The organism is Methylobacterium sp. WL19, assembly GCF_008040005.1.
GTDB classification, from domain to species: Bacteria; Pseudomonadota; Alphaproteobacteria; order Rhizobiales; family Beijerinckiaceae; genus Methylobacterium; species Methylobacterium bullatum.
Genome location: NZ_VRVC01000008.1, coordinates 36,594 through 59,375, shown reverse-complemented (window position 1 = coordinate 59,375; position 22,782 = coordinate 36,594). Strand labels below are relative to the sequence as shown.

The following is a 22,782-nucleotide window of genomic DNA, read 5'->3' as shown; positions in this document are numbered from 1 at the left end:
AGGGTGACCGGGTCGGCGGACCGATCGGCGGCATCGTGGGCGGCGCCGTCGGCGGCGCGGTCGGGACGGTCAACGGCGCTCTCGGGATCGATCCGGGCCGTCGCGCCTATCGGACGCGCATGAACTCGCGTCGCCATTACCGCCACCGTCACCACCGCTGAGCCGAACCCTGACCGGCCCTCCCGCGACCGGGAGGGCCGGCGGTCCTGCTCGAAACGAAGCTCATCAGTTTAAGTTTGTCTTTATGCGAGTGTGACAGCTTCGGTCCTGTGATACCGAAGGGCCGTCCGCGTCATGGCAAAATGGGTTCCCCTGACGGCCCTTTTCGGGCTCGTCTGTCTCATGGTGATCCCGACGCCGGGCGTGATCGGCATCCTGATCGGGAGTGCCTGCGCCCTCGCCATTATCGTCAGCGGCATCCTTATCTTGATCGACCGGCTGGCCGGACGCCTCGCTCTCCGGCTGGAGCGCCGGAAGCAACGACGCGCGCCCAAACGCAAGCAGGGCGTCCATGCCCATTCGGGTATAGCCCGGAAGATCTGACAGCTGACCTTGCGTCGCGGCGGACATGTCCCCGATTCGCCTGCCGAGGGTAGGAGCCGCCGAGGCTCAGTCGAGGCGATCGCTCTGGATCGGCACGACCAGCGCATCGGGTTCGTCCTCGTCGTTCTCGATATCGGCGTCGCCATCGACTTCGTGGCCGGTCACACCCGAGACGTCGGCGAGGTTGCGGGCGGCCTTGCGCAGGAGCTTGCGCAGGCGGCGTCGCTCCTTGCCGTCGAACCCATCGAGCATCTCCGCTTCGACCTCGTCCCAGAGGCGCTCGATGGCTTCCGCCTTGGCGAGGCCCGCCTCGGTGAGTCGCACGCGGACGATGCGGCCATCCCCTGCCTCTGCGCGCCGCTCGACGAAGCCGAGGGCCGCAAGGCGCGAGATCGTCTTCGAGGCCGTGGGCGGCCGGACCCGCAGGGTGGCGGCGAGATCGCCCATGGTCATCGTGCCGGCGACCGCTAAAGCCTGAACCACCTGTTCCTGCCCGGCGAACAGGTCGAGGGAGGCGAGACGATCCCCCACCCGAGAGCGGTGCAGCCGCGCCGCCTGGACCAGGGCCCACCCGACGCTCTTCGAGCCGGGAGGGCGAATACGTTTGTCGGACTTGCCCATCGTCTGTTCGGTGTCCCTGCCGGCTTTGTCGGTCTTGCCCAACTCGGTCTTGCCCAACTCGGACTTGCCCGATGATATGGCCTTGCCGGACGATACCGCCCCTCGCTCTTCAGCCGAAACCATCGCCGCCCGACTCCACACCCGCAGGAGGCCGCGTTCCCGAGCCGCCGTTTGAGATCCCGGCGAAGGAGGCGGACCATGTGCGTGCAGATGGCGTCCGGCTCGTGAAGCTGAGATGACAGTCGGCTCAAATTCGCGAGGAAACCAACAGCCGGCGAAGAGATGTTCCTCCAGGCAAAGCGATCTTCGCCGGCCGAAACCAGGCCGACGACCGGTTCTGGACTGTCGTCCGGCGTCTCAGCAGGGGATCAGGCTCTGGATCTGCTGGAGGATATCTTCTCCGGTGCAGGGACGGGAAATGAAGCGGGCACCTGCGGGAATCCGCTCCGGGTCGGGGGCGGCACGGCCCGAGACGATGACGATCGGCAGGGTCGGCCGTGCCTCCGACACCGCGTTGGCGAGATCGAACCCGTTGACCTTGCCCGACAGTTCCACGTCCGTGATCAGCCCGCGGATATCCGTGCGGGCCTGGAGGATACCCAGCGCCCGCTCAGCGGATGCGCATTGCACCGTCTCGTAGCCGCCGTCCTCGAGGACATCCCCGAGGTCCATGATCGTCAGGGCTTCATCCTCGACGAGGAGGATCACCGGCCTGTCGTCGTCCGAGCGCGTCGTCTCATTCACCACGATGCCCACCCTTCACCGTTTGACCCAACTTGATCCAACGATAAACATCCGTTCAGGTTGCAGGGCGGGAGCGGACAGATTTCAGGGCCCTGCCTCGGTGTCGGCCGATGTCCGAACCACGTGGGCCACGGCTTCGCATAAACGGTCGAGATCGTCCGGCGCGATGGTCAGGGCCGGCGTCAGGTAGACGATGTCGCCGAAGGGGCGGACCCAGACCCCCTGCTCCACGAAGCACGCCTTGAGCGCAGCGAGATCGGGTGCGCGCGCGAACTGCACGACGCCGATGGCGCCCAGAACGCGGATGTCGGCGATGCCGGGGAGACCGCGCAGGCCGGAGAGTCCCTCTGCCAAGCGGATCTCGATGGCCCGTGCCTGTTCCAGACGCGGCTCGGTCTCGAACAGGTCGAGGCTGGCATTGGCGGCAGCGCAGGCGAGGGGATTGGCCATGAAAGTCGGGCCGTGCATCAGCGCCGCCGAGGGATCGTCGGACAAGAAGGCCTCGAAGACCGGACGCCGCGCGATCGTCGCGGCCAGCGCCATGGTGCCGCCGGTGAGTGCCTTCGACAGGCAGAGGATGTCGGGCACGATTCCGGCCTGCTCGCAGGCGAACAGGGTGCCGGTTCGGCCGAAACCGGTGAAGATCTCGTCGGCGATGAGGGGCAGGCCGTGCCGCTCGGCCGCCCGCGCCACCCGTGCCAGGGTCTCGGGGGCGTGCATCACCATGCCTCCCGCCCCCTGGACCAGGGGTTCGACGATGATCGCCGCGAGGGTATCGCCATGCTCGGCCAAGGCACGGTCGAGGGCGTCGGCAGTGGCGTCGTCGCGCGGAAGATCGCAGAAGACTTGAGTCGGCAAGTAGGCGCCGAAGCGCCGATGCATGCCCTCCTCCGGGTCGCAGACCGACATCGCTCCCATCGTGTCGCCATGGTAGCCGCCGCGGAACGCGAGGAACCGGCTGCGTCCGGCGATGCCCCGGTTGAGCCACATCTGCGCGGCCATCTTGAGCGCCACTTCCACCGCCACCGATCCGGAATCGGTGAAGAACACGTGGTCGAGGTCGCCCGGCGCCAGGGCGGCGAGGCGGGACGCCAGGCGCTCGGCCGGCGCATGGGTGAGCCCCCCGAACATCACATGGGGCATGGCCTCGAGCTGAGCCGCCACCGCCGCACGGATATGCGGATGGTTGTAGCCATGGACCGCGGTCCACCACGAGGCGATGCCGTCGATGAGTTCGCGCCCGTCGGCGAGCAGGATCCGCGAGCCCGAGGTGCGCACGGCCTCGAGGGGCGGCGCCGCGGTCCGCATCTGCGTATAGGGCCGCCAGAGAGAGTTTTTCGCATCCGTAGGCATTCGTGCGGGATGAGCGTGCGCGGCCGAACGGTCAAGGGAGCGAACTGCAACCCGATCTTAAAGCCGTCGGAGGCATGGTCTGCGACCCTGCCCTCCAGGCCATCGACCGGCCCTCCGGAGGGATCTCGTTGTCCGGGACTGTCCTGTGCCTGCCGAGAGACCCGAACTCATCCCCGGCCGGCTTTGGGGCACGTCGCCGCCGACCGTGGCGCTGTTCGCTCTCCTGTTCGTCATCGCCTTGCTCCCGGTGCTGACGATGCCGATCCCGGCGATGGTGGATTATCCCAACCACCTCGCCCGCATGTACATCCTCGTGCGGGACGGAACCCCACAGGCGCACCCCTTCTACCGAGTGACCTGGGCGCTTTATCCCAACCTCGCCATGGATCTCGTCGTCCCGCTCGTCGCGCGGATCACGAGCGTCGAACTCGCGACCCGGCTGTTCCTGCTGGCGAGCCAGATCCTCACGATCACAGGGGCCATCGCCATCGAGCTCGCCGTGAAGCGCCGCTTTCAGGTGAGTGGGTTCCTCGCGTTGCTGGTGCTCTACAGCGTTCCCTTCGCCTGGGGTTTCGTGAACTTCCAGTTCGCCCTCGGCATCGCGCTGTGGGGGATCGCCTGCTGGATCGTCCTGCAGGACCGGGCCTGGCCGCTCCGGCTCGCGCTTCACACCCTCTTCGTGACCCTGCTGTTCGGCGCCCATCTGTTCGCGCTCGGCCTTTACGGTTTCACCCTCGGCATTCACGAGCTCTGGCGTGCCCGGACCCGAAAGCCCGCCCTGCCGACGACGATGGCGCGCTTCCTCACCCTCGCCCTGCCGGCACTCGTCGCCTTCGGGGTCATGAAGGCGACCGGAGGCGCCGTCGGCCAGGAGGGGACCGCCTGGAACGGTCAGACCAAGCTCTTGATGGTGTTCGCCACCCTGAACGGCTACGATCTTTGGCTTTCCACCGGCGGCACGGTGATCCTCGTCGGCCTCATCGGGTCCGCCGCGATGCGAGGCGCGGTCCGGCCGATTCAATCCGGGTGCTGGCTGGCGGCCGGCCTCGCGGCGCTCTTCGTCGTCCTGCCCACGCGCCTGTTCGACACGTCCTTCGTCGATCTCCGGGTGACGGTGGCAGCACTTCTCATCGTTCCCGGCTTCATCGTGGTGTCGCCACCGAGCCGGGCCTGGGGACGACTTGCCGCTGTGGCCGTCCTGGGCGTGACCCTGGTGAACCTCGCCTCCGCCCTCACTGTCGCGGCGATCTACCGGGGCGAGTATGCGGCGCTCGTCGCGTCCTTCGGGCAGTTGAAGCCGGGTTCCCGCGTGCTCGTGGGCCATAGCGGCAGCGGAGAGGACGCCCCCCTCGGCGACCTCTCCGATTATCCGATCTACAACGCGGCGACGCTGGCCGTCGCCTATGCGGATGCGTTCGTGCCGACGCTGTTCACCTCCATCGGCAAGCAGCCGGTGACAGTGATCGATGGCTACCGCCGTCTGGCCGTCCCCTATGGCGGCCCGACGGCGATGGTGATCCTGCGCGACATCGCCGAGGGCCGGCCCAACGCGGACGCGCCGGGCTATACCCGCACCTGGACCGAGGATTTCGACTACCTCTACGTCGTCGGCCCCTCGGCTCCGAACCCGATGCCGGGCCTGCTCGTGCCCCTGGCGGCATCCGCGCGCTTCGCGCTCTACCGCATCGAGAGGCGCCGGCCGGGCGAGTGACCATCGCGCGTGCTTGACATCGCGATGGCGCGGGCTTCCTTCCCGCTCCCATGTCCGACCCCGACCGCACCACCAGCCTCGAAGCGTTCGCCCGCGACCATCTCGCCCGCCTCGACGAGACCTCCCTGCGCCGGCACCTCGTTCCCACCATGCGCGGCCCGCAGGCGGCGGCGACGCGACAGGGGCGCAGCCTCGTCTCGTTCTCCTGCAACGATTATCTCGGCCTGTCGCAGGATCCGCGCGTCATCGCGGCGGCTCAGGCCGCGACCGCCCTTTACGGGACGGGGGCCGGTGCCTCCCGTCTCGTCACCGGCAGCCACCCGCCCCTCGCCGCCCTGGAAGAGCGCCTCGCCACCCATAAGGGGACGGAAGCGGCCCTGGTCTTCGGCAGCGGCTATCTCGCCAATCTCGGCATCGTCTCCGGGCTCGCCGGCCCGCGCGACCTGATCCTCGTGGACGCGCTCGGCCATTCCTGCCTCTGGGCCGGGGCGCGGCTCTCCGGCGCGAAGGTGCTGCGGTTCGCCCATAACGACCTCGGTGATCTCGAAGCGCTCCTGACCAAGCACCGCTCCCGCCACCAGCATGCGCTGATCCTCACGGAACGCGTCTACAGCATGGACGGCGACCGGGGGCCGATCGCCGACATCCTGCATCTCGCCGACGCGCACGATGCCTGGACCCTGGTGGACGACGCCCACGGCCTCGGCGTCATCGGGAAGGACGCGCGGGCGCCCCTCGAAATGGGCACTCTGTCGAAAACGCTCGGCTCCTATGGCGGCTATCTCTGCGCCTCTCGCGCCGTGGTCGATCTGATGACGAGCCGCGCCCGCAGCTTCGTCTACACCACCGGGCTTCCCCCGGCCTCGGCGGCGGCCGCCCTGGCCGCCCTCGACATCGTCGAGGCCGAGCCGGATTTCGCAGCGCGTCCGCTCGCCCTCGCCCGCCGCTTCACCGCGCAACTCGGCCTCCCCGAGGCACAGAGCCCCATCGTCCCCATCCTCGTGGGCGAAGCGGACGCCGCGCTCGGCCTTTCGGCCGCTCTGGAGGAGCAGGGCTATCTCGTGGTCGCCATCCGCCCGCCCACGGTCCCGGCCGGGACGGCGCGGCTGCGTGTGGCGTTCTCCGCCGCGCATACGGAGGCGCAGGTGGAGGGGTTGGCCGAGGCGGTGATGGGACAATGGCCACGAACCCTCCCCCCTTTGCGGGAGAGGGTTCGCGAGACCTACGCCGCCGCGGTCGACTCGCCGCCGGCCCGCTCGTGCGCCAGCTTGACCACGCCGACCTGATCCACCTTGCCTGTGCCCAGCATCGGCAGCTTGTCCAAGACCACCACTTCGGCCGGGATGGCGATCTCGGTGGCGCCCTTGGCCTTGGCGAAGGCCTGATAGGCGGGGCGGGTGGCGTCCTTGCGCTCCGTGAACAGGATCAGCCGCTCGCCCTTGCGCGCATCCGGCACCGCCGCCACCGCACTCGGCGTATCCGGCCAGAGTTCGCCCGCGATGGCCTCGATGCCGGCCAGCGACACCATCTCGCCGGCGATCTTGGCGAAGCGCTTGGCGCGGCCCTTGATCGTGACGAACCCTTCCGCGTCGATGGCGACGATGTCGCCGGTATCGTGCCAGCCGTCGGGCGGTGCCTCGAGCACGCCGGGCTTCTCCGCCCTGAGATAGCCGAGCATCACGTTCGGACCCTTCACCGAGAGACGGCCGCCCTCCTCGATGCCGGGTACCGGTTCGAGCCGGGACTCGATCCCCGGCAGGAGCCGGCCGACCGTGCCGAAGCGGTTGAACATCGGCGTGTTGAGGGCGACCACCGGCCCGCATTCGGTGACGCCGTAGCCTTCGAGGATGCGCAGGCCGAATTTCTCGCTCCAGGTCTTGCGGGTCGCCTGCTTCACCGCCTCGGCGCCGGCCACCACGTAGCGGAGCGAGCGCAGGTCGTAGGAATGGGCCGTCTTGGCGTAGCCGGAGAGGAACGTGTCGGTGCCGAACAGGACGGTGGCGTTCGAGCCGTAGATGAGTTCCGGCACGATCCGGTAATGCAGCGGCGACGGGTAGAGGTAGACCGGCACGCCGGAGACCAGGGGCAGGATCAGGCCCGCCGTCAGTCCGAAGGCGTGGAACACCGGCAGGACGTTGAACACCTTGTCGCTCGGCCCGAAATCGATGCGGGCCGCGACCTGGGCGGTGTTGGCGAGCATGCAGCGATGGGCGAGCACCACGCCCTTGGGCGTGCCCTCCGAGCCCGAGGTGAACAGGATCGCCGCCGGATCGTCGCCTCGTCGCGCCACGAGGGGTTTGCGGGGGCTGAGGAAGCCCCGGATCTTGTCGCCGGTGGTGACGCTGGCGCGCACGTCCTCCAGATAGACGAGCTTCACTTTGCCCTGGATGGCCTCGATCAGGCCGCCGAGGCGGCCCTTCTCGATGAAGGCGCGGGAGGTGAGGATGGTGTCCACCTCTGCCGCGGTGCAGGCCGAGAGGACATTGGCGGGGCCGGCCGAGAAGTTGATCATCGCCGGCACGCGCCCGGCGCTGGCCAGGGCGAAGAACGTCACCGCCGCGCCGTTGGCATTGGGCAGCATCAGCCCGATGGCCTTGCCCTCGGCGGCGAGCGGCATCAGCTTCCGGCCCAGGATGTTGGCGCCCATGACGAGGCGCGAATAGCTGAGCGTGCCCGTGACCGGATCCTCCAGCGCGGTGCGGCGCCAGCCATGGTCGGTGCCCGCCTGGATCAGGGCACTCATCACGCTGCGGTCGATGAAGGCGGTGTCGAAGACGAGATCGGACATGATGTCGTACAGCGCCGCTCCTGCCGCGCGCCGCCGGTTCTTGCCCTTCAGCGCGGGGTCGACGGTAAGCGCCACCGGCGACATCACCGTGACGATGACCTTCGGCCACCAGCGGCGGCGGACCTGATTGCGGGAGAGGCGCGAGAAGGCGGTCTTCTCCAGCCCCTCGATCTTCACCGGAACCACCTTGGCCCCGGATTTCTCGGCGATGAGGCCGGCGCCGTCATAGACCTTCATCAGGCTTCCCGTGACGGTGAGGCGGCCTTCGGGGAAGATGATCAGCGTTTCGCCGTTCTTGACGGCATTGATGAGCGTGCGGGTGGCCAGCGGCCGGGTCGGGTCCAGCGGCATCGCCTTGGTCACCCGCAGGAAGGGCTTCACCCACCAGCGCTGCGCGATGCCGTGGTCGACGGCGAAGACCGGCTCCTTGTCGAGGAGCGAGAGGGCCAGCGGTGCATCCAGAAACGAGACGTGGTTGAGGGCGATGATGGCGTTGGGGCCGGCCTTCTCGACATTCTCGAGACCCCGCACTTCGAGCCGGTAGAAGGCGCGGAACAAGATCGAGAGGAAGTCGCGGAAGGCGCTCGTGGGCATCACCTTCAGCACGATCACGCCGGCGGCGAGGTTGGCGACGCCGATGAGGGTGAGGAGCGAGGCCATCGACCAGCCCGCGCCCTGCAGAGCGGCTAGCCCCAGCGCCCCGGTGACCATGAAGGCGGCGGTGAGGACATTCACCGCGCCGATGACGCGGGCGCGCTTGTCCTTGTCGGTCCAGGCCTGCACGGCTGCGAAGGACGGCACGATGTAGAGGCCGCCCGCGATGGCGAGGCCGGCGAAGGACGCCGCCACGCGAAGGCCCGTCCCGGTGGAGAGGAAGGCGCCGGCCCCCATCACCTCGCCGGAGACCGGCGGCAGGTGCGAGACGGTCCAGGCGAGGTCGAGGGCGAACAAACCCATGAACAGCGCGCCGATCGGCGTCGGCAGCAGGACGATGCGTCCGCTGGCGAGCCAGGAGGCCAGGGCCGAACCGACGGCGATGCCCACCGAGAAGATCGCGAGCAGCAGGGTGACCACCGTCTCCGAGCCGTTCAGGCTCTCGCGCACCAGCACCGGCAGTAGGGCGAGCACCACGGCACCCACCAGCCAGAACCAGCTGACGATGAGCGAGCCGCGCCACAGCCGGGTATCGGCATAGAGGTCACGCAGCAGGGCCACGGTGGAGCGGGCGACGTTGGGATCGATTCTGAGCGTCGGCGCTGCCTCGCCGGTGGAGGGGATCTGTCGGGCCGAAAGCCAGCACAGGATCGCGAACACCATGATCAGGGCGCTGAAGGCCAGGGCATCGCCGCCGAGCGCGCTGGCGAAGCCGGCCACGATGGTCCCGAGCAGGATGGCGAGGAAGGTCGCCGCCTCGACCAGCGCGTTGCCCGCCGTCAGCTCGTTGCGCTTCAGGTGGTCGGGCAGGATGCCGTACTTGATCGGGCCGAACAGGGCCGCCACCGTGCCGAACAGGCCGAGCGCCACGAACAGGATCGGCACCGAGTGGAGGAAGAAGCCGATCGCGGCGGCGGCGGCGGCGAAGATCTCCGCGAATTTGAGGCGTTTTGCGATGAGTGCCTTGTCGTAGCGGTCGGCGAGTTCGCCCCCGAGACCCGACAGGATAAAGAACGGGCCGATGAAGACGGCGCCGGCCAGGGTCACCAGGATGCCCGGATGGGCGGCCTCTCCCCCGGCGCCCGCGACCTTGAACAGGATCAGGAAGACCAGAGCGTTCTTCAGGAAATTGTCGTTGAATGCCGAGAAGAATTGGCACCAGAACAGGGGCGCGAACCGGCGGGTCGTCATCAAGGTACGAAACATCAGGGTCTCCTCGGGGCGGACCATGACTGCCCACCCTGTAACGAACCGTCAAATCCGGCACGGCCGCGATTTTTGAACGTTGTGCAAAATAACTGCCGTTCGCGAAGGCGGCAACGTTGATTTTGTACGGCGTGCAATCTATGCGTCGGCGAGGTGCCGGGCGGCACGCGATGGCGGGGATGGCGTGGCGAAGGCAACGAAACCGGCACGGCGGGGCACCGGCCCACGAGGCGAGCATAACCGCGAGGAATTCGAAGCCCTGGTGACCAAGGCGGCAGAGGGGTTGGTCCGCAGGGAGGGCCTGCGCGGCCTCGGCATGCGCCGGCTCGCCTCGGTGATCGGCTACGCCCCGAACTCGATCTACAACGGTGTCGGCGATCTCGACGCCGTGGTGATGCGGGTCAACGCCCGGACCCTGGAGCGCCTGCACGCGGCCCTCACCGGCGCGATCCGTCCCGACGCCGGTCCGCGCGACAACGCCCTTGCCCTCGCCGATGCCTATCTCGCCTTCGTGGCCTCGGACCCTCAGGTCTGGAGCCTCGTCTTCGAACATTCCCTGGCACCGGACTCGACCTTTCCCGACTGGTACGCCGCCGCCCTCGCCCAGGCGACCGACCTCGTCGACGGGGTGCTCGAACCTCTGATCCCGGATGCGAGCGAGAGACGACAGGCCGTGGCGACCCTCTGGGCCGGCCTTCACGGGCTCGCCTCCCTGTCCACCTCCAACAAGCTCGCCGTCCTCACCCCCGAGCCGCCGCGCGACCTGGCGCGACTTCTGGTCGGGCGGTTCCTGCGCTGATCCGCCATTCCTTCTCGGAAGCGTTCGTCAGCATCGCCGTGGATGCGAGATCCGGCACGATGCTGTAGGTTTCAAAGCCCGCCCCTGTCGTCCGAAAGCCCCATGGCCAAGCAGTTTCCGGCCCTCGACGAGCGCCACCTCGATTTCATCGCCCGGCAGCATATCGTCTTCACCGCATCGGCGGCGGAGGGCACGCGGATCAACCTGTCACCGCGCGGCACCGATACGTTCCGGGTCATCGACCCGAACACCGTGATCTATCTCGACCGCACCGGAAGCGGCAACGAGACCGCCGCTCATCTGCGTGCGGACGGACGGCTGACGGTGATGTTCTGCGCCTTCGAGGGCGCCCCGACGATCCTGCGGCTCTACGGGCGCGGGGAGGTGCTGGCGCGGGGCGGCGAGGCCTATGCCGGCCTGCTGGCGGAAGTGTACGACGGGCAGGAGCCGCTCGGAGCGCGCCAGATGGTGCGCCTCACGATCGATCTCGTGCAGACCTCCTGCGGCTACGGCGTGCCCGTGTTCGATTACCGTGAGGAGCGTCCCACCCTCGACCGCTGGGCCCAGGCCAAGACGGAGGCCGAACTCGACGCCTATCGCCGCCAGAAGAACGCGCGCAGTATGGACGGGCTGCCCACGGGATTGTTCGCGGAGGAATAGGGCGGACGCCCTACCGTGCGTTGGGCAGGTGGACCTTCACCGCGCCGCGTCCGCCGGCCTTGAGCGGCGCACCCCATTGCGTCGCCTCGATCCCCGCCTGCCCCCAGCCGGTGGCCAGGGAGATCGTGAGCGGCAACAGCATCGCGCCGCCCGGAACGGGGGCGAGCCGTACGCGGATGTCGTCGTTCTCGGCCATGCGGCGCACGCTGCTGCCATTGGGGCGGTGGCCCGAAATCGGCACCCAGCGCGCCCGGCAATCGAGTGCCGGTCCGCGATAGGGGCCTTCCTGGACCGTCACCAGCACCCCGCGCGAGAGGACGATATCCGCCCGGGCCACCCCGTTGAAGACCGGGATGCGGCGCTCGCAGAGGGCGACGTCGAGGGGCGCCGCGCCGAGGGGGATCGCCAGCATGGTCAGGGGATCGACGACACCCACCTTGTCCTGCGGCGCCACCGGGATCCGGTCGGGCGTCGGAGTCGGAGGCGGCTCCACGCTCTCGTCATGCGCGCGTCCGCCCGACAGAACCATGGAGACCCGGACCGGCTTTCGTCCATAGAGACTCTCGGATCGGAACGTGCCGGTGAGCGCTCCGCTCCGCGACCGCTCCCCCGATGCGGACGCGGTCCCCGATCCCTCGAAGAAGACACCGACAAGGCCGCGCAGGCCCGCCTTCAGATCGTAGGCATAGCGCCCACCCGCCTGATCGACGGCGAGGGTGGCCTCGCCGACGGGAAGGTCGAGGAACGACAGGCGATAGGTGATGGAGAAGCGTTGAGGCTCGGGGGCGGCCGAAGCGGGGGCCGGCACGGCGAGGGCCAGAAGCGCTGCGCCGATCACCGCAATGGAGCGTGTCTCCCAAGCATCATTGGACGAGGCGACCATGCGCTGCCCTCCTGCATGCCGTCATCCCTTAAGAGATGCCGCCACGTGTGCTGGTGCGGACCGGCACCTGCCGGGTGATCGTCGCATTCGAGAACCGGACGGCAGGCGCGCTTTGCGCTTCCCTTCAGTTCTCACCTGTCTCCATCTGCCGATACACCCGCCCATGCTCGCAATAGCCGGCGACGATGCGGGTCATCATCGCGCGCTTGTCCGCGTCGAGGGGGCCGAGGATGCGGGCGGGGCGGCCGCCCCAGAGATGGCCGCTCTCGAGGAGCTGGCCCGGATCGGTGGTGGAGCCGCCGGCGAGCAGCACGTCGTCGGCCACCACGGTGCCGGGGGCGAGCACGCAGCCGATGCCGATGAGGCTGCGCGCGCCGATCCGGCAATCGGCCATCCGCACGTTGTGCGCGATCGTGGTGTCGCGACCGATGACGACGCCCTCGGCCCGCGCGCGGATGACGGTGTTGTCCTGGATGTTGGTGTCGGCGCCGACGAGGATGGGGCCGACCTCCGCATGCAGGTCGCAGGAGAACAATACGCTCGACCCAGCGCCGAGGGCGATGCGGCCGCGCAGGCGCGCGGTGCTGGCGACGTAGACACTCGGATCGACGTCGATCTCGTCGCCGGCGACGGGCGACGGGGTATCCCCCGTGGCCTCGCGCACGCGCTCGGCCCGCTCGGCGATCTCGGCCGCGGTGATGGGACGCTGGGGTTTCGCCGGGCTGCCGGCATAGGCGAAGCCCGCGGCGAGGTGCGAGCGCGGGAAGACGGTGGCCCCGGCCTCGATGAGCACTCCGTCCTCCACGGTGGCGCCGTCGAGGACGATGACGTCGTCCTCTATCACTACGTCGGACCCCACCGTGCAGGCATGGACCACGGCGTTGCGGCCCACCGTCACCCGGTCACCGACGAGGGTGGGGTGCGAATCGGTGGCGATGTGGAGCGTCGAGCGATGGCCGAGCCAGAAGCGCTCACCGACGGTCACCGCCTCGCCGTCGGCACGGATCACGCTGTCGTCGCCGAGCCAGGCCTGGGCACCGATCGTCGCGGCGCCGATGACCGTGCTTCCGCGCCCGCACCAGACCGGACGGGCCGAGAAGACCGGCAGGACGCCGTCATGGGGCAGGATCAACTCAGGCGTCACGCGAGGGGGTTCCTTCGAAGACGATGGCGTGGACCGGCCATGGGACCGGCGGGGCATGGAACCCATGCCGGTCGAGTGATAAGGCCGGACGCCGGAATGTTGTTGCCTGAACGACGCGCAACAGCGTGAAACCACCGCGCGGACTTTGCAATGTCGCGCATCCCTTAAGGGGGATCAAACCCGGTCGCGAGGGCTTTCGCGCCGATGCGTCAAGGAATCGACGGATGTCAGCAGGCGAGACGACGGCGAACGATCGGGGCGCAGCCGCGATCAGCATCCAGAGCGCGCCCTTCGACGTGGCTGCGGAGATGGCCGCGCTGAGCGGTACGCTTCAAGGCAGGACCGGGGCGATCGTCACCTTCACCGGCCTGTGCCGCGACGAGGGCGGGCGCCTGACCGGACTCGAACTCGAACACTATCCCGGCATGGCCGAGGCGGAGATCGGCCGGGTGGTGGAGGCGGCGCAGGACCGCTGGCCGCTCCAGGCGGTGCGGGTGATCCACCGGCACGGCCTCGTCGCGCCGGGCGACGGCATCGTCCTCGTGGTGACGGCGGCAAGCCACCGCGTGGCCGCTTTCGAGGCGGCGAGCTTCCTCATGGACTACCTCAAGACGAAGGCTCCGTTCTGGAAGCGCGAGCATCTGGCCGACGGCACCATGGGGGGCTGGGTCGAAGCCACGGGCGCCGACGACGAGGCCGCGTCACGCTGGGCGTGAGGGCGGACCGGCGGCGATTCGCCTCCGGTCCGTCCACAGAGGAGGGCGCGCCCCAGCCCGTGCGCCCCTTGCCTGTGACGGGTTTCGCGCGCCCGTTCGCACCGCGCTTCGGTAGACCGCGCGAGGGGACGGGCAGATGCAGCAGGGTACGCCGATCAAGGACGAGCCGGGTCCGCACCCCGCCAACTGGTCGCCGGCGGCCTCGGGAATCGCGGTGGTGGCGTTCATCGCCCTGCTGATCGTCGCCTGGACCGCCGCCTCGACCCTGCTCCTGATCTTCGGGGGAATCCTGCTCGGGGTCTTCCTCGATGGGCTGACGCGCCTGCTCGGCCAGGTGATCGGGCTCGGTCGCGGGCTCCGGCTCACCATCGTCAGCCTCGTCCTCGGCGGGCTCACCCTCGGCTTTCTCGCCTTCGGTGGCGCGACGGTGGTGCAGCAGGGCAGGGAGCTCGGCCAGACCGTCACGAAACAGGCGGGGTCTGTCCGTGACCGCCTGAAGGAATACGGGATCGATCTGCCGGCCTTCTCGGCACCGGAGCCGACGTCGAGCGACCAGGGCCCCGACAAAGCCAATGACAACGAGACCGACAAGGACAAGAAGGCCGGGGGCCTCGGCGGCCTCGCCTCGGGGGCGATCAAAAGCCCCGGTTCCCTCCTCTCGGATGCCGGCAGCATGCTGGGACCGGCGGCCGCCGTCGTCACCGGGCTGTTCAGCGCGCTGGGCAACGTCCTGGTGATCGTGTTCCTCGGCCTCGCCTGCGCGGCCGATCCCGCCAGCTACCGCGACGGTGCCGTCCGGTTCGTGCCGCCTCGCTACCGCCCGCGCGCCACCGCTCTCCTCGACGGCATGGGCGAGACCCTGCGGCATTGGCTGTTCGGCCAGCTCATCACCATGGCGGTGATCTTCGTCTGCATCTGGGCGGGCTTGAGCTTCCTCGGTATCGGCGGCGCCCTCATCCTCGGCCTGCAGGCGGGGCTCCTCGCCTTCATCCCCACCATCGGCCCGCTGATCGCCGGTGTCATCATCGTGCTGGCGGGCCTCGCCTCCGGCACCAATGCGGCGCTCGGCGCCTTCGGTGTCTACCTCGTGGTGCAATGCCTGGAGAGCTACGGGCTGACGCCCTTCATCCAGAAGCGGGCTCTGGACATCCCGCCGGCCACCATCTTCGCCGGCCAGCTCGTGCTCGGTGTGCTGTTCGGCCTTTGGGGCATCGCCCTCGCGCTGCCGCTGATGGCGGTGATCAAGGTCTTGCTGGAACAGGTCTATATCGAGGACACGCTCGACGAGGAGGCGGATGTGTAAGCGCGACGCTGTCGGAACGGCCTGACGACAACAGCCGAGACGTCGACGCGGGGCGGATGGAACAACGGTCCGCCATGGCATTCGCATTGCTGCCTTAAATGGCCATCGTCATTCAAAAGATCGCCCTCGTTCAATAATCGTAAAGCAGCGCCGGAGATCCGTGATCGAGATCGAGGCGTCTCCACCGGGAGGCTTGGAAACACCGATCAATAACACCGACGATCATCCTACAATCTCACGTTGCGGTGAGGATGGTTCTTCGAGAAATATTGCGATCATATCAAAAGTTAGATATCTGTTGTTTCAGGTCGTCGTTCCCCTCGGCTGGGCCGTAGCTCCGACGATTGTCGTGAGCTCGCGGTTTAACAATGAATGGTGGGATACCGAGAAACCTTTGGTATGACGTTCCAAGCCAGATCAAACATTTTGGCAACGTCGGTCATTGGCACTGGGATTTCGTCGACAACACTCATTTCTGGTCGCCCGGACTCTATCCGATCCTAGGGCTTCCCAATGGCCTCATCAGGCCCGATTACACGCTTCTGTTCCGGCTCATTCATCCGGACGATTGCCCTCCGACCATGGAACCCGACCTGGTCAGGCAATCGGAAACGGTACCGCCCTCGATCTTCCGCATCGTCCGGCCGGATTCCGGAATCTGTACTGTCATGAGCCGCGTGGAGGTAACGACCACGCCCAATGGCCGGCCCTTGAGCGCGCATGGCATCCTCGCCGACATCAGCGATCCTGCCATGCTGGCCCGCGCCGAGGCAGCACAGCGGCAGCGAGACCAGGCGATCTTCGATTCCGTCCGGGCCTTCACGTCGACCGCGTACACATTTCCATTCATAAAATTCTCGCAGAAATGGCTCGACCTCGTCGGCCTTCCCGAGAGCGAGCTCCTGCAGGACCCCACACGACCGTTCGTAAAGGCCGAGGGCGTGCCATGGTCGGCGCGTATCGGGGGGATGTACGCGTCCAATCACGCCTCATACCTCCTGCCGGACCTCAGGTTGGCGAACGGCGACACCGTGAGATACCGCCTTCTCTTGGTTCCCGTGCTGAACGATGCGGGGCATATCGAAAGCTGGACTCAACTGATCGGTCCGATCCAGCTGCGGATCAGACCCTCCGGACGCCTTCGGCTCGGCCTCGAACAGCACCTCGAATCCGGTCATGTCCGTGCGGCGCGCGCATTGCTCGACTGGTCGATGGCGGATCTGAGCGGAGCTTCGGGAGTGTCGCTTTCGACGATCCGGCGGCTCGAAGGCTCCATTGCCTCCGTCTCGGTCGCCAACCGCAATCAGGTGATCGGCGCCCTGCGCAGCGCAGGTATCGTGTTCTCGCTCATGGATGGGGCGACGATCGCGGTCAGCAAGGGGAGGCAGATCGCCGGATGAAACATGGCCGGAACGGCGCGGTGGCCCGTTCAGGCGGGCGCTGTACCGGATTCGGCCGGGTCGTCCATGAGGGGGTGGAGATCGCGGACCATGCTCTTCAGGCGCTCGTCGAGGACATGCGTGTAGATCTGGGTCGTCGAGATGTCGGCATGGCCCAGGAGTTCCTGCACGATCCTGAGATCGGCCCCGTTCTGCAGGAGATGGCTGGCGAAAGCGTGGCGCAACACGTGCGGACTCACGCGGTCCTCGCGGATCCCGGCCGCCGCCGCCGCAATCTTGAGGTCGCGGGCGAAAGCCTGCCGGGTCAGGTGACCGCTCTCGCTGTCGGAGGGGAACAGGAAGGGACCGTCGCCGGTGAGATGAGTGAGGTGCTCGCGCATGGCGGCGCGCGCCAGATCGGTGAGCGGCACCAGCCGTTCGCGCCCGCCCTTGCCCTTCACCACGAGGTAGCGCTGCTTCGTGGTGGCGGCCGCGCGCGGCAGGGCGACGAGTTCCGAGACGCGCAGGCCGGTGGCGTAGAGGGTTTCCAGCAGGCACAGCATCCGGACCGCGCGTCGCCGCTCGCCCGGCGTCTCCTCGGCCGGCGTCGCCACGGCCCGCTCGCGGGCGGTGCGCAAAAGGTCGTCGACCTCGGTCACCGACAGCACCTTGGGCAGGGTGCGCCCCCTGCGCGGGCCGCCCACCGGCGCGCTCGGATCGGTCTCGGCGAGGCCTTCGGCGTACAGGAACTTGTGGAAGCCGCGAATGCAGGACAGCCGGCGCGCGGCGGACGAGGCCTTCAGTCCCTGGGTCTCGAGATCCGCCAGATAGGCGCGGACCTCGCCCGCATCGGTATCGAGCGGATCACGTCCCGAGGCGGACAGGGCCGCGAGGTAATGGTCGAGGTCGCGGCGATAGGCGGCGAGCGTGTTGGCGGCAGCGCCACGCTCGGCTGACAGCATTTCGAGATAGGCAACGATGAGGTCCGGACCTTCGGCGCCCGCCACGTCACCAGTCACCTCGTCAGCCTTCTCCGACCCCGTCACCGGCCGGGCGGCTGCAGCTTCGCAGAGGGAATGCTGACGCTCATTTCCCGGGGCGTGGGCTGAACGAAGGTGGCGAGCGAGAACATGCCCGCGAAGACCAGTCCACCGAGGATGGCGAGCGTGGCGAGAAAACGAAACAGGGTCGGCACTCGGACGAACCTCGGTCGGAGGGAACTCTGCGAAAATGAACGGCGTCGGTCGGCCAGCAGATCATTGAGCAGCCAAGCCAAGGGTTTGCACCATGCCGGGCGCGCGATGGCAAGGACTTCGGAGCCACACGGAGCGCCGCAAGGGATTGATGGCCGCCGAGCGGCGATCGGCCTCACCGGTCCGGGAGGCTTCGCGGGAGGAGGAAACCTGCCCGAAAGAAACCCGACCCGGGAAGAATCGCGTCGCGCCTTACGGCCTCGCTTCGCCCGGCGGATGAAACGCGCTAGGATCGCGTGAAGACGTGTATCAAGATTTTAACAATGACCGAGACCGAGACCGAGCCATCGGGAGGCGACATCGCCGCCGATCCCATCGAAGTCAGGCTCCGCCGTGCCCTCGGCGCGCGCTCGATCGTGCTCGTCGGTCTCATGGGCGCCGGCAAGAGCACGGTGGGGCGGCGCTTGGCGACGCGCCTCGGGCTGATGTTCAAGGATGCCGACAACGAGATCGAAGCGGCGGCCCATCTTACGATCCCGGACATCTTCGCCATCTACGGCGAGCCGAGCTTTCGTGAGGGAGAGGAGCGCGTCATCGCCCGGCTCATCCGCGAAGGGCCGCTGGTGCTGGCCACCGGCGGAGGCGCCTTCATGCGCGAGGCGACCCGGGCGCGGATCGCGCAAGGCGGCGTCTCGGTCTGGCTGAAGGCGGAGCTCGACGTGCTGATGCGCCGCGTCCGCAAGCGCGGCAATCGCCCCCTGCTCCAGACCGACGACCCGGAGGAGACGATGCGGCAATTGATGGAGATCCGGCATCCCGTCTATGGCAGTGCCGACGTGATGATCCCCTCGCGCGACGTCTCGCACGACCGCGTGGTGGAGGACGTGATGGAAGCTCTCGATGCCTATCTCAACGGCCCCTCGAACCAAGGCGTCGCCGCGCAGTGAGTGACGGACAGACGGTCCACGTCCCCCTCGACCAGGGCCGGGACTACGACATCCATATCGGCCGCGGCCTCCTCGCCGAGGCAGGCGTCCGCGTGGCCGCCCTCGGCGCCAAAGCCGCCGCCATCGTCACCGACGATACGGTGTCGGCGCTCTATGGCGAACGCCTGCGCGAGAGCCTGGAGGCGGCGGGCCTGCGCTCCGGCCTCGTCACCGTCGCGCCGGGCGAGGCCTCGAAGAGCTATGCGGTCTACGCCCAGGTCTGCGACGGGCTCCTCGCCCACCGGATCGAGCGCAACGACCTCGTGGTGGCCCTCGGCGGCGGCGTGGTCGGCGATCTCGCGGGCTTCGCGGCGGCGACGCTCCGGCGTGGTGTCCGCTTCGTCCAGGCGCCCACGACCCTGCTCTCCCAAGTCGATTCGTCGGTGGGCGGCAAGACCGGCATCAACTCAGCCCTCGGCAAGAACCTGATCGGCGCCTTCCATCAGCCGCGCCTGGTCCTGGCCGACACCGCCACCCTCGACACCCTGTCCGAGCGCGAGATGCGCGCCGGCTACGCCGAGGTGGCGAAATACGGCCTCATCGCCGATTCCGGCTTCTTCGACTGGTGCGAGGCCAACTGGGCCGGCATCTTCTCCGGTGGTCCGGAGCGTGACGAGGCGGTGGCGATCTGCTGCCGGGCCAAGGCCGGCGTCGTGGTGCGCGACGAGCGCGAGGATGGCGAGCGCGCCCTGCTCAACCTAGGCCACACCTTCGGCCATGCCCTGGAACGGCTCACCGGCTACGAATCCGCCCGCCTCGTCCATGGCGAGGGCGTCGCCATCGGCCTGGCGCTGGCCTTCCGCTTCTCGGCCCGCCTCGGCCTCTGCCCCGGTCAGGATGCCGGCCGCGTGGCCAACCATCTGGCGCTCGCCGGCCTGCCCACCCGGCTCCAGGCCGTCCCCGGCGGATGCGGGGGCGCCGACGCCATCCTCGACGCCATGGCCCAGGACAAGAAGGTCCGCGACGGCGCGCTGACCTTCATCCTCGCCCGCGGGATCGGCCAGAGCTTCATCGCACCGGGCATCGACCGCGCCGAGGTGAAGGCTTTTCTCCAAGACGAGTTACGCGGGGCGTGACTGGATCGCCTCCCTTGCCCTGACCTCGCTTCGGGGACACCACCTGTCTCCGGGCGGCTGGGATCGGGAGCGGCCATGCCGACCTCTCGGCTCAGATCCGGTGCCACGGCATCGCTTCGGTCGCGGGTTGGTATATGAGAGGGGCTCGCCAAGACCGGCACCGTGCCGGTGTGGCACGGCTTGATGCGACGACGGCCTGATGGACACGCATACCGACCTCTGGCTCGCCGCGAGCATCGTGGTGATGTCGCTGCTGCTCTCGGCCTTCTTCGCAGGCGCCGAGACCGCCTTCACCGCGGCGTCGCGGGCGCGGATGCTCTCCCTGGAAGATAGCGGCGACCTGCGGGCACGCGTCGTCAACCGCATCCTCGCCTCGCGCGAGCGGTTCATCGGCGCCATGCTGATCGGCTACAACATCGTCGCCATCGGCGCCTCCGCCTTCACCACCAGCGTGCTGACCACGATCTTCGGCAAGAGCGGGGTGCTCTACGCCACCGGCGTGATGTCGGTCCTCGTCATCGTCTTCGCCGAGGTGCTGCCCAAAACCCTCGCCATCAACAAGCCGGACCAGGCCGCCCTGGTGATGGCGCGGCCCGTCGCCTTCGCGGTGGCGCTCCTCGGCCCGGCGGCCATCGCCATCGAGAAGGTGGTGCGACTGATGCTGCGCCCCTTCGGCATCAGCATCGGGCAGCACCAGTCGATCCTCTCGCCCACCGAGGAAATTCGCGGACAGGTCGCCCTGCTCCACCGCGAGGGCGGCGTCGCCAAGGCCGAGCGCGACATGCTCGGCGGCCTGCTCGACCTTCACGAGTTGTCCGTCTCCGAGGTCATGGTGCACCGCACAAAGATGCGCACCATCAATGCCGATCTCCCCTCGGAGGAGATCGTGCGGGAGGTGCTGTCCTCGCCCTACACCCGCATGCCGCTCTGGCGCGGCACCTCCGAGAACATCATCGGCGTGCTCCACGCCAAGGACCTGTTGCGCGCGCTCGACGCCGCCGGAGGCGACGCCTCCGGTCTCAAGGTCGAGGCCCTGGCCCTCGAGACCTGGTTCGTGCCCGACACGACCAGCCTGCGCGACCAGCTCAAGGCCTTCCTCACCAAGAAGACCCATTTCGCCCTCGTCGTCGACGAGTACGGCGAGGTCATGGGGCTCGTGACCCTGGAGGACATCCTGGAGGAGATCGTCGGCGACATCGCCGACGAGCACGACGTCGCGGTCTCCGGGGTGCGTCCCCAGGGGGACGGCTCGGTGAATGCCGACGGCTCCGTCGCCATCCGCGATCTCAACCGCGCCATGGACTGGAACCTGCCCGACGAAGAGGCGACGACCATCGCCGGCCTCGTCATCCACGAGGCGCGCGCGATCCCCGATACCGGCACCGCCTTCAACTTCCACGGCTTCCGGTTTCAGGTCCTGCGCAAGGCGAAGAACCGCATCACCGCCCTGCGGATCACCCCGCTCGTGCCGATGATCGCGAAGAAGGACGAGATCGAGGGCTAGAGCGCTCTCCGCCGAAGTGGATGCCGGTTCGGCGAAAAAGAGCGCGGCACAACAAAGGCCTGGAGATGTGCCCCGACCCAACGTGGTCGGGCGCAGCTCTAGGCCCCCGGCAAGGCGAACGGAGAAACACGCCTCTCTCAGCCGCGCGGCACCGGCCGCCAGCCCGGAGGCGCCATCTCGAACCCTTCGAACCGGAAGGCCGGGGAGACGGTGCAACTCACCAATGTCCACGATCCGAGGCTCGTGGCGGTCTGCCAATGCCCCGCCGGCACCACGATCTGCGGCTGCTGGCCATGGGCTAGGTCGGGACCGAGATAGGTGGCGGTCGCATCGTGACCGTTCGGACTCGTGGTGATCACCATCGGTGCGCCGGCATGCCAGAACCAGATCTCGGAGGCATCGACCCGATGCCATTCCGAGGTCTCGCCGAGATCGAGCAGGTAGTAGATCGCGCTGCCCACCGAACGGCCATCGACCTCCGTCGGATCGCGAAACGTTTCGCGATAATGGCCGCCCTCCGGGTGGGGTTGAAGCCCCAGCTTGGCGATCACCTCGGCGGCCTTCATGTCGTCCTCCCTCGTCTCGCGATCGTTATTGGCCGGCCGGAATGGCGCCTTGAGGCAATTGAAGGCCGCGAGGAGCCGCGCCCTCCCCTCGCCCAGCTCCCTCGGCGGCGGAGGCCTTGGGCGGGCGCGGTGATTTGGCGACGGGCTTGGGCTTCGCCTTGGCGACGGGCGCCGCCTTCACCTCCGGGGCATCGCCGCAGCGGCGGTAATCGAGGCGTGCCAGAGCCTCGCCGGCCTCCGAGACGATGTTGAGGAAATCCGGCAGCACCGTCAGCTGCTCGTCCCAGCGGACCGGGCCGCCTATCGTCGCCTCCAGGGCTGCGGGGCTGCCGCCCCGGCGCAGGGCCAGGAGATCGGGGCCGAAGGCGGTGGCGGCCTTGTTGCCGAGGACGACCTGCAGCACGCGGGTAGCCTCCGGCGTCAGGGGGCGAAGCGGGTTGTCGACGGTGATCGTGCCGCTCCGCGTCACCCAGAGCGAGACGGCGCCTTGGCCCTCGTAGAACGCACCCTGGCCGTTGTCGCAGACCACGATGAGCTCGGGCAGTTTCACGGGAGCGAGATTGGCCGCCGGCGTCGGCAGGGGCGCGGCCTGAGGAGCATCGGACGCCTCGGCTGGCTTGGCGACGGGTTTCGGTTTGGGCTTGGGCTTTGGTTTCGGCTTAGGCTTGGGGGCCGGAGCCTCGGCCTCGCCCAATGGCGCGGCGTCCTCTTGTGTGAAACCGGGGGAGACTCCCAGCATCACGCATAAAAGAGCAACGCAGGAGACCAGCGCCAGGCGACTCCCAGTCCGCATCCTCCAAGGCCGAAACGCGGAGTTCGGGTTGCCGGAAGGACAGGACGGGATCGAAGAGATCTGCATGGCTGAGAGGGTTACCCCAGCGAGGGCCGGCTTGCATCCACTTGTGGCGCGCCACAGGAGTGCTTTCGCACAGAGGCAGGCATTGCCGCCCGGG

General features: G+C 68.3%; 21 protein-coding genes. 11 read left to right on the top strand and 10 right to left on the bottom strand.

Features of this window, described 5'->3' with window-relative positions; translation table 11 throughout:
- Window positions 1–294: 294 nt before the first annotated feature.
- A complete protein-coding gene (locus FV220_RS03410) occupies window positions 295–543 on the top strand; it encodes a hypothetical protein (protein ID WP_018045875.1) in 249 nt (82 codons plus the stop codon).
- Window positions 544–609: 66 nt separating this feature from the next.
- Here the strand turns inward: FV220_RS03410 and FV220_RS03405 are convergent, their stop codons facing one another.
- The 3 genes from FV220_RS03405 to FV220_RS03395 all read right to left on the bottom strand — a co-directional run bounded on the left by FV220_RS03405 (window position 610) and on the right by FV220_RS03395 (window position 3,261).
- Window positions 610–1,164: a MarR family winged helix-turn-helix transcriptional regulator gene (locus FV220_RS03405; RefSeq protein WP_147829648.1), complete on the bottom strand. Its 555-nt coding sequence runs from the start codon at window positions 1,162–1,164 to the stop codon at window positions 610–612.
- A gap of 357 nt (window positions 1,165–1,521) precedes the next feature.
- Entirely contained in the window at window positions 1,522–1,911 is a 390-nt protein-coding gene (locus FV220_RS03400) for a response regulator (RefSeq protein ID WP_056148853.1), read from the bottom strand.
- Window positions 1,912–1,992: 81 nt separating this feature from the next.
- A complete protein-coding gene (locus FV220_RS03395) occupies window positions 1,993–3,261 on the bottom strand; it encodes an adenosylmethionine--8-amino-7-oxononanoate transaminase (RefSeq protein WP_056148666.1) in 1,269 nt (422 codons plus the stop codon).
- Window positions 3,262–3,406: 145 nt separating this feature from the next.
- On the opposite strand from FV220_RS03395, the gene FV220_RS03390 reads away from it, so the two are divergent.
- Together FV220_RS03390 and FV220_RS03385 are read left to right on the top strand one after the other, a co-directional pair.
- The gene (locus tag FV220_RS03390) at window positions 3,407–4,972 is read left to right on the top strand and encodes a hypothetical protein (RefSeq protein ID WP_238253837.1); all 1,566 of its coding nucleotides are present in this window, start codon (window positions 3,407–3,409) and stop codon (window positions 4,970–4,972) included.
- Window positions 4,973–5,022: 50 nt separating this feature from the next.
- The gene (locus tag FV220_RS03385) at window positions 5,023–6,258 is read left to right on the top strand and encodes an aminotransferase class I/II-fold pyridoxal phosphate-dependent enzyme (protein ID WP_147829642.1); all 1,236 of its coding nucleotides are present in this window, start codon (window positions 5,023–5,025) and stop codon (window positions 6,256–6,258) included.
- On the opposite strand, the gene FV220_RS03380 is transcribed toward FV220_RS03385, so the two are convergent.
- Complete coding sequence (locus FV220_RS03380; protein ID WP_147829641.1) at window positions 6,195–9,620, bottom strand: acyl-[ACP]--phospholipid O-acyltransferase; 3,426 nt, start codon at window positions 9,618–9,620, stop codon at window positions 6,195–6,197. The genes FV220_RS03385 and FV220_RS03380 overlap by 64 nt on opposite strands.
- 184 nt (window positions 9,621–9,804) lie before the next feature.
- Between FV220_RS03380 and FV220_RS03375 the strand changes: the two genes are divergently transcribed.
- Window positions 9,805–10,419, top strand: coding sequence for a TetR-like C-terminal domain-containing protein (locus FV220_RS03375; RefSeq protein WP_056423157.1), 615 nt, complete (start codon window positions 9,805–9,807; stop codon window positions 10,417–10,419).
- A 102-nt stretch (window positions 10,420–10,521) separates the two neighbouring features.
- Window positions 10,522–11,079: a pyridoxamine 5'-phosphate oxidase family protein gene (locus tag FV220_RS03370; RefSeq protein WP_147829640.1), complete on the top strand. Its 558-nt coding sequence runs from the start codon at window positions 10,522–10,524 to the stop codon at window positions 11,077–11,079.
- A 10-nt stretch (window positions 11,080–11,089) separates the two neighbouring features.
- Here the strand turns inward: FV220_RS03370 and FV220_RS03365 are convergent, their stop codons facing one another.
- On the bottom strand, window positions 11,090–11,962 hold the full coding sequence (locus FV220_RS03365) for a DUF3108 domain-containing protein (protein WP_147829639.1): 873 nt from the start codon (window positions 11,960–11,962) through the stop codon (window positions 11,090–11,092).
- A gap of 124 nt (window positions 11,963–12,086) precedes the next feature.
- On the bottom strand, window positions 12,087–13,106 hold the full coding sequence (locus FV220_RS03360) for a gamma carbonic anhydrase family protein (RefSeq protein WP_056148632.1): 1,020 nt from the start codon (window positions 13,104–13,106) through the stop codon (window positions 12,087–12,089).
- A 224-nt stretch (window positions 13,107–13,330) separates the two neighbouring features.
- On the opposite strand from FV220_RS03360, the gene FV220_RS03355 reads away from it, so the two are divergent.
- The 3 genes from FV220_RS03355 (at window position 13,331) to FV220_RS03345 (ending at window position 16,525) form a co-directional block, all read left to right on the top strand.
- The gene (locus tag FV220_RS03355) at window positions 13,331–13,822 is read left to right on the top strand and encodes a molybdenum cofactor biosynthesis protein MoaE (RefSeq protein WP_018045862.1); all 492 of its coding nucleotides are present in this window, start codon (window positions 13,331–13,333) and stop codon (window positions 13,820–13,822) included.
- A 136-nt stretch (window positions 13,823–13,958) separates the two neighbouring features.
- Window positions 13,959–15,125: an AI-2E family transporter gene (locus tag FV220_RS03350; RefSeq protein WP_147829638.1), complete on the top strand. Its 1,167-nt coding sequence runs from the start codon at window positions 13,959–13,961 to the stop codon at window positions 15,123–15,125.
- Between the two features lie 368 nt (window positions 15,126–15,493).
- Entirely contained in the window at window positions 15,494–16,525 is a 1,032-nt protein-coding gene (locus FV220_RS03345) for a helix-turn-helix transcriptional regulator (protein WP_056148622.1), read from the top strand.
- Between the two features lie 29 nt (window positions 16,526–16,554).
- Here FV220_RS03345 and FV220_RS03340 read toward each other — a convergent pair whose 3' ends face one another.
- Window positions 16,555–17,511: a site-specific tyrosine recombinase XerD gene (locus FV220_RS03340; protein ID WP_056148620.1), complete on the bottom strand. Its 957-nt coding sequence runs from the start codon at window positions 17,509–17,511 to the stop codon at window positions 16,555–16,557.
- A gap of 35 nt (window positions 17,512–17,546) precedes the next feature.
- Window positions 17,547–17,699 (bottom strand): hypothetical protein, encoded by a 153-nt coding sequence (locus tag FV220_RS03335; protein WP_018045858.1) that lies wholly within the window; start codon window positions 17,697–17,699, stop codon window positions 17,547–17,549.
- Window positions 17,700–18,020: 321 nt separating this feature from the next.
- Here FV220_RS03335 and FV220_RS03330 point away from each other — a divergent pair, with 321 nt between their 5' ends.
- The 3 genes from FV220_RS03330 (at window position 18,021) to FV220_RS03320 (ending at window position 21,263) form a co-directional block, all read left to right on the top strand.
- Window positions 18,021–18,644 (top strand): shikimate kinase, encoded by a 624-nt coding sequence (locus tag FV220_RS03330; RefSeq protein WP_018045857.1) that lies wholly within the window; start codon window positions 18,021–18,023, stop codon window positions 18,642–18,644.
- Window positions 18,641–19,759, top strand: a complete 1,119-nt coding sequence (gene aroB / locus FV220_RS03325) for a 3-dehydroquinate synthase (protein ID WP_147829637.1) — start codon at window positions 18,641–18,643, stop codon at window positions 19,757–19,759. The genes FV220_RS03330 and aroB overlap by 4 nt, the downstream gene beginning before the upstream one ends.
- Window positions 19,760–19,958: 199 nt before the next feature.
- Complete coding sequence (locus FV220_RS03320; RefSeq protein WP_056160451.1) at window positions 19,959–21,263, top strand: HlyC/CorC family transporter; 1,305 nt, start codon at window positions 19,959–19,961, stop codon at window positions 21,261–21,263.
- Between the two features lie 137 nt (window positions 21,264–21,400).
- Here FV220_RS03320 and FV220_RS03315 read toward each other — a convergent pair whose 3' ends face one another.
- Both FV220_RS03315 and FV220_RS03310 read right to left on the bottom strand, forming a co-directional pair.
- Window positions 21,401–21,829, bottom strand: coding sequence for a cupin domain-containing protein (locus FV220_RS03315; protein WP_018045854.1), 429 nt, complete (start codon window positions 21,827–21,829; stop codon window positions 21,401–21,403).
- Window positions 21,830–21,854: 25 nt separating this feature from the next.
- Window positions 21,855–22,523, bottom strand: coding sequence for a hypothetical protein (locus FV220_RS03310; RefSeq protein ID WP_147829636.1), 669 nt, complete (start codon window positions 22,521–22,523; stop codon window positions 21,855–21,857).
- Window positions 22,524–22,782 lie beyond the last annotated feature (259 nt).

Excerpts from the sequence above, each read along its gene's own strand:
- FV220_RS03370 (WP_147829640.1), top strand. The coding sequence starts at position 10,522 with ATGGCCAAGCAGTTTCCGGCCCTCGACGAGCGCCACCTCGATTTCATC.
- FV220_RS03355 (WP_018045862.1), top strand. The coding sequence starts at position 13,331 with ATGTCAGCAGGCGAGACGACGGCGAACGATCGGGGCGCAGCCGCGATC.
- FV220_RS03315 (WP_018045854.1), bottom strand. The coding sequence starts at position 21,829 with ATGAAGGCCGCCGAGGTGATCGCCAAGCTGGGGCTTCAACCCCACCCG.
- FV220_RS03365 (WP_147829639.1), bottom strand. The coding sequence starts at position 11,962 with ATGGTCGCCTCGTCCAATGATGCTTGGGAGACACGCTCCATTGCGGTG.
- FV220_RS03320 (WP_056160451.1), top strand. The coding sequence starts at position 19,959 with ATGGACACGCATACCGACCTCTGGCTCGCCGCGAGCATCGTGGTGATG.
- FV220_RS03405 (WP_147829648.1), bottom strand. The coding sequence starts at position 1,164 with ATGGGCAAGTCCGACAAACGTATTCGCCCTCCCGGCTCGAAGAGCGTC.
- FV220_RS03410 (WP_018045875.1), top strand. The coding sequence starts at position 295 with ATGGCAAAATGGGTTCCCCTGACGGCCCTTTTCGGGCTCGTCTGTCTC.
- FV220_RS03385 (WP_147829642.1), top strand. The coding sequence starts at position 5,023 with ATGTCCGACCCCGACCGCACCACCAGCCTCGAAGCGTTCGCCCGCGAC.
- FV220_RS03350 (WP_147829638.1), top strand. The coding sequence starts at position 13,959 with ATGCAGCAGGGTACGCCGATCAAGGACGAGCCGGGTCCGCACCCCGCC.
- FV220_RS03345 (WP_056148622.1), top strand. The coding sequence starts at position 15,494 with ATGAATGGTGGGATACCGAGAAACCTTTGGTATGACGTTCCAAGCCAG.
- FV220_RS03395 (WP_056148666.1), bottom strand. The coding sequence starts at position 3,261 with ATGCCTACGGATGCGAAAAACTCTCTCTGGCGGCCCTATACGCAGATG.
- FV220_RS03330 (WP_018045857.1), top strand. The coding sequence starts at position 18,021 with ATGACCGAGACCGAGACCGAGCCATCGGGAGGCGACATCGCCGCCGAT.
- FV220_RS03380 (WP_147829641.1), bottom strand. The coding sequence starts at position 9,620 with ATGTTTCGTACCTTGATGACGACCCGCCGGTTCGCGCCCCTGTTCTGG.